Source organism: Bellilinea sp., assembly GCF_034432615.1.
Lineage (GTDB): Bacteria > Chloroflexota > Anaerolineae > Anaerolineales > Anaerolineaceae > Bellilinea.
In genome coordinates this window covers 1-3,795 of sequence record NZ_DAOUBL010000050.1, presented here as the reverse complement: position 1 = coordinate 3,795, position 3,795 = coordinate 1, and the positions used below count along the sequence as shown (strand labels likewise).

Below are 3,795 nucleotides of genomic sequence, written 5' to 3'. Positions count from 1 at the left end.
CCGGCCAGTTCCAGCGTTTTGAAAACCTGCTGGAAGTGTAAGGATTGACGTACATCCACCACATAATATGAGCGGCTTAAGTCGGGATAGTCACTGAATTTCTTTTTCGCCAGCGCCAGATCTTCGGTAGCGTAAAGGGCGGTGTTGTCTGAACGCAGCACCACAAGAACCCGGTACTTTTCTGTTTTTAATCCCAGTAATTCGTCCAGTTTGACCACCACAGGGCCATCCGGGCGTTCATCCACCGCAATCCCTTTGGCAATCAACTCATTGACAATTTCTTTTCCGGGGTGTTCCACCTGACTGTTGAAATAATACACGTCAAAGTGAATATCCAGCTGGCGGTAAATCTCCTCAAAACCATCGAGCGACCACTGGCGTGTTTCTTCCCACAAAGCCACCACCTCAGGGTCGCGCCGATCCCAACGAGCATACAGGGCACGCACTTCATTTTCCAGTTCTGGTTTTTCTTCCAGTCGCCGATTGGCTTCGGCATAAATATCCCCCATCCAGCGGGTAATATCACTGGCAGGTTTTTCTCCACGGTGAAAGTTCATATAGCACCACAGCCACTTGATGACATGCAAACCAATATCACCGGGATAGTTGGCGCGCACCACCGAAAAACCGGCGAAATCCAGCAGGCGGCTGATGACATCCCCCAAAATGGCACTGCGTAAATGCCCCACATGAAAGGCCTTATGGGTGTTGGGCTGAGAAAATTCCACCATCACGCGCTCGTTGCGGGGTGCACCCTTACCAAAATTTTCTCCCTGTTGCAGTACCGTGTTGACGACCTGGGTTGCATAAGTGCTTTGCAAAAAGTAAATATTCAAATAGCCGTTCACCGCTTCAACTTTTTCAAAACCTTGCGGTGTTCCCAAATAGGCGGCAATCTGACTGGCCAGTTCAGCTGCACGGGAATTGACGTTGACCTTTTTTCCCTGCCGTGCCTCCTGAGCAGCTAATTGAAAAAAGGAAGTGGATATACCCCAGTGACCACTGAATGGAATCCACTTCCATTGAAATTCCACCTCAGGTAGTTGATTTTCCCGACAGAAGGTTTTAATTTTTTGCGTAATTGCTTGCTGTTCTCTTTCGAACATGCTTAAACCCTTGAAAGAAAGATGCCGGAATGAACGAAAGAATTATAACACGCCCATCTTTTGCATTGGTGAAAGAAAATCAAAAGCGGGAGACATGCCTCCCGCTATGGATATATTATCATAAAGAATCGTGGTTTTACTTGTTGAGAGCAGCCAGGCGCTTCATCAAGCGGCTTTTGCGGCGGGCGGCATTGTTTTTATGAATCACACCTTTTTCAGCAGCCTTATCCAGTGCTTTGACTGCCAGAATGACCGCCTCGCGGGCTTCGGGAGTCTCACCGGTGTCAATTGCCACCCGAGCTTTGGAAATGGCTTTACGGGCTGCACCGCGGAAAAAGCGGTTGCGCAGCCGGCGTTTTTCGTTTTGCTTATTGCGCTTGATTTGTGACTTGATGTTAGCCAAATTACTTCCTCCAAAAAAACGTTCAATCCATTGCGAAGCCCAATTTTACTCGAAAGATGCGGTTTTGTCCAGAAAAAATTTGCGGATCATCCATTTTCATCCATACCAACGAGCTGCCTGCATGGTTGGAGTAAAGTGATAGCAGCGGGTGTTAACGCCAGCATTCCGAAAGGCCGCCTGAATGGCATTCGCAACCGCATAAGCATTGTCATTGGCAAAGGCAATCACACTCGGTCCAGCGCCAGATAAAGCAGCCGCCGCCCCGAGCTCACGCGCAGCCAGTACGGCAGCATGACTGCCGGGGATTAGGGGAAAACGATAAGGCTGGTGGATTCGATCATCCATGGCGGTCAACAGTAAGCGCCGGTCACCTTCGCGCAGCGCATCAATCAGCAGCGCAAGACGATTGAGGTTAAAAATGGCATCAGCGCGAACAATTTTTTCCGGCAGTGCGGCACGCGCCTCACGGGTAGGCAGCCGTACTTCTGGAACAACCGCCACAACGTTTAACGCTGGTAAAGGGTAAGGCCGAACAACAGGAGGATGAACATCGGCCGCCACCAGCACCAAACCACCGAACAAAGCCGCTGCCGCATTATCGGCATGGCCTTCGATGTCAATCGTCATGCGCAGCAAGTCTAATTTACTGAGCGGCTGCCCCAGGAAGAAATTGGCAGCAATCAGGCCCGTCAATATCGCTGCCGTGCTTGATCCCAATCCCGAACTCAATGGAATGAGGTTATGGCATTCAATTTGTAAATCGCGCGGCATGGTTGCCTCGCGACGCACGTAAAGCGCCGTAAAAGCTTGCACCACCAGATTGCCCGAATCTTCCGGTAATTGCCCGGCGCCCTCCCCCTTCACACATACCTGGATTCCATCCCCTCCGATCCGAAAGGTGGTGGTGTTCCACAAATCCAACGCCAGCCCTAAACAATCGAAACCCGGACCCAGGTTGGCCGATGTGGCGGGAACCGTTACGACCAGCTCATTCATGGTTTTCCTCCCCTAATATAATCTCTTCCAATTGGCCCATATCCGGTTGCACAATTTTCGGGCTGCTGAATTGCCTGACGATAATGTCCGGGTCCTTCAACCCATGCCCCGTACAAACAGCAACAACCCGCTTGCCTTTCAGGTTAATCTGCTTTTGATAAATCTCCTGAGCCAGACCCGCCAGTCCAGCTGCCGAAGCGGGTTCCACCCATACACCGTGCAAAGCCAGACGACGCTGCATTTGCAGGATTTGCTCATCCGTTACGGCAATGATTTTTCCACCCGATTCTTCTGCTGCCTGCAGGGCTTGCTCCCCGCGCGCCGGGCGACCAATCCGGATTGCCGTTGCCACCGTTTCGGGACGCTCAACTGGATGCCCCAAAACCAGTGGGGCAGCACCCCAGGCCTGCACCCCCAACAATTTTGGTAAACCGCTCTGTTTGGCTTGATGATACTGGCAAAAACCCATCCAGTAAGAGGTGATGTTTCCAGCATTGCCAACCGGCAGGCAAAGCCAGTCCGGCGCGCCGTTGAGAAGGTCAACAATCTCAAATGCGGCAGTTTTCTGACCTTCCAAACGGTAAGGGTTGAGCGAATTGACCAGTCCTATCGGGTGTTTCTGGCTGATTTCCACCACCAGATTCAAGGCATCATCAAACGAACCGTCAATTTGAATCACATCAGCACCGTAGGCAATTGCACCGGCCAGTTTTCCGGCTGCCACCTTGCCTTGTGGGATGATTACAATGGCACGCCGGCCGGCGCGGGAGGCATAAGCAGCTGCCGAGGCTGCCGTGTTGCCGGTAGAAGCGCAGATTACCGCCTTGACTCCCCGCCCCACTGCCTCACTGATGGCTACCGTCATGCCACGATCCTTGAACGAACCGGTTGGGTTCATTCCTTCGAACTTAATCCACAATTCAAACCCGCCGCCCAGTTCTTCTGCCAGCCCTGGCATGGGAATCAGAGGTGTATTCCCTTCCAGAAGACTGACCACTTCAAGATGATCAGGAACATCCAGCCATTCTCGATATCGTTCGATGACACCACGATAAGTTTCCAAGACGACCTCAACCAGAAAGAATTATAGAACGCACTATCATTGCGAACAGGACGGGGTAATTGTCCTGTTCGCAATGACTTGGGTTGATGTTATTTTATTTTAACGTCAATTCGGGATAAATCATTTTTACATCAACTTTCGAGTCTCGTCCACCTCCCGCCTCCCCCAAAATCGCAGGCGCGATTTTGGGGGAGGTGCAGGTGGGGGTGATTGGTATTGCATGCAAG

The 3,795-nt window shown here is 51.5% G+C and carries 4 protein-coding genes; all 4 read right to left on the bottom strand.

Annotated features, from left to right (window positions below; translation table 11 throughout):
• Window positions 1-1,106: arginine--tRNA ligase (gene argS / locus VAE48_RS02920; protein ID WP_322791817.1), on the bottom strand; the 1,106-nt coding region annotated here is incomplete at its 3' end.
• A 136-nt stretch (window positions 1,107-1,242) separates the two neighbouring features.
• On the bottom strand, window positions 1,243-1,509 hold the full coding sequence (rpsT, locus tag VAE48_RS02915) for a 30S ribosomal protein S20 (RefSeq protein ID WP_322791816.1): 267 nt from the start codon (window positions 1,507-1,509) through the stop codon (window positions 1,243-1,245).
• 96 nt (window positions 1,510-1,605) lie between these two features.
• Window positions 1,606-2,505, bottom strand: coding sequence for a homoserine kinase (thrB, locus tag VAE48_RS02910; RefSeq protein ID WP_322791815.1), 900 nt, complete (start codon window positions 2,503-2,505; stop codon window positions 1,606-1,608).
• On the bottom strand, window positions 2,498-3,568 hold the full coding sequence (thrC, locus tag VAE48_RS02905; protein ID WP_322791814.1) for a threonine synthase: 1,071 nt from the start codon (window positions 3,566-3,568) through the stop codon (window positions 2,498-2,500). Before thrC ends, thrB begins: the two co-directional genes overlap by 8 nt.
• Window positions 3,569-3,795 lie beyond the last annotated feature (227 nt).

Coding starts and splice junctions, on each gene's coding strand:
- thrB (WP_322791815.1), bottom strand. CDS start 2,505: ATGAATGAGCTGGTCGTAACGGTTCCCGCCACATCGGCCAACCTGGGT.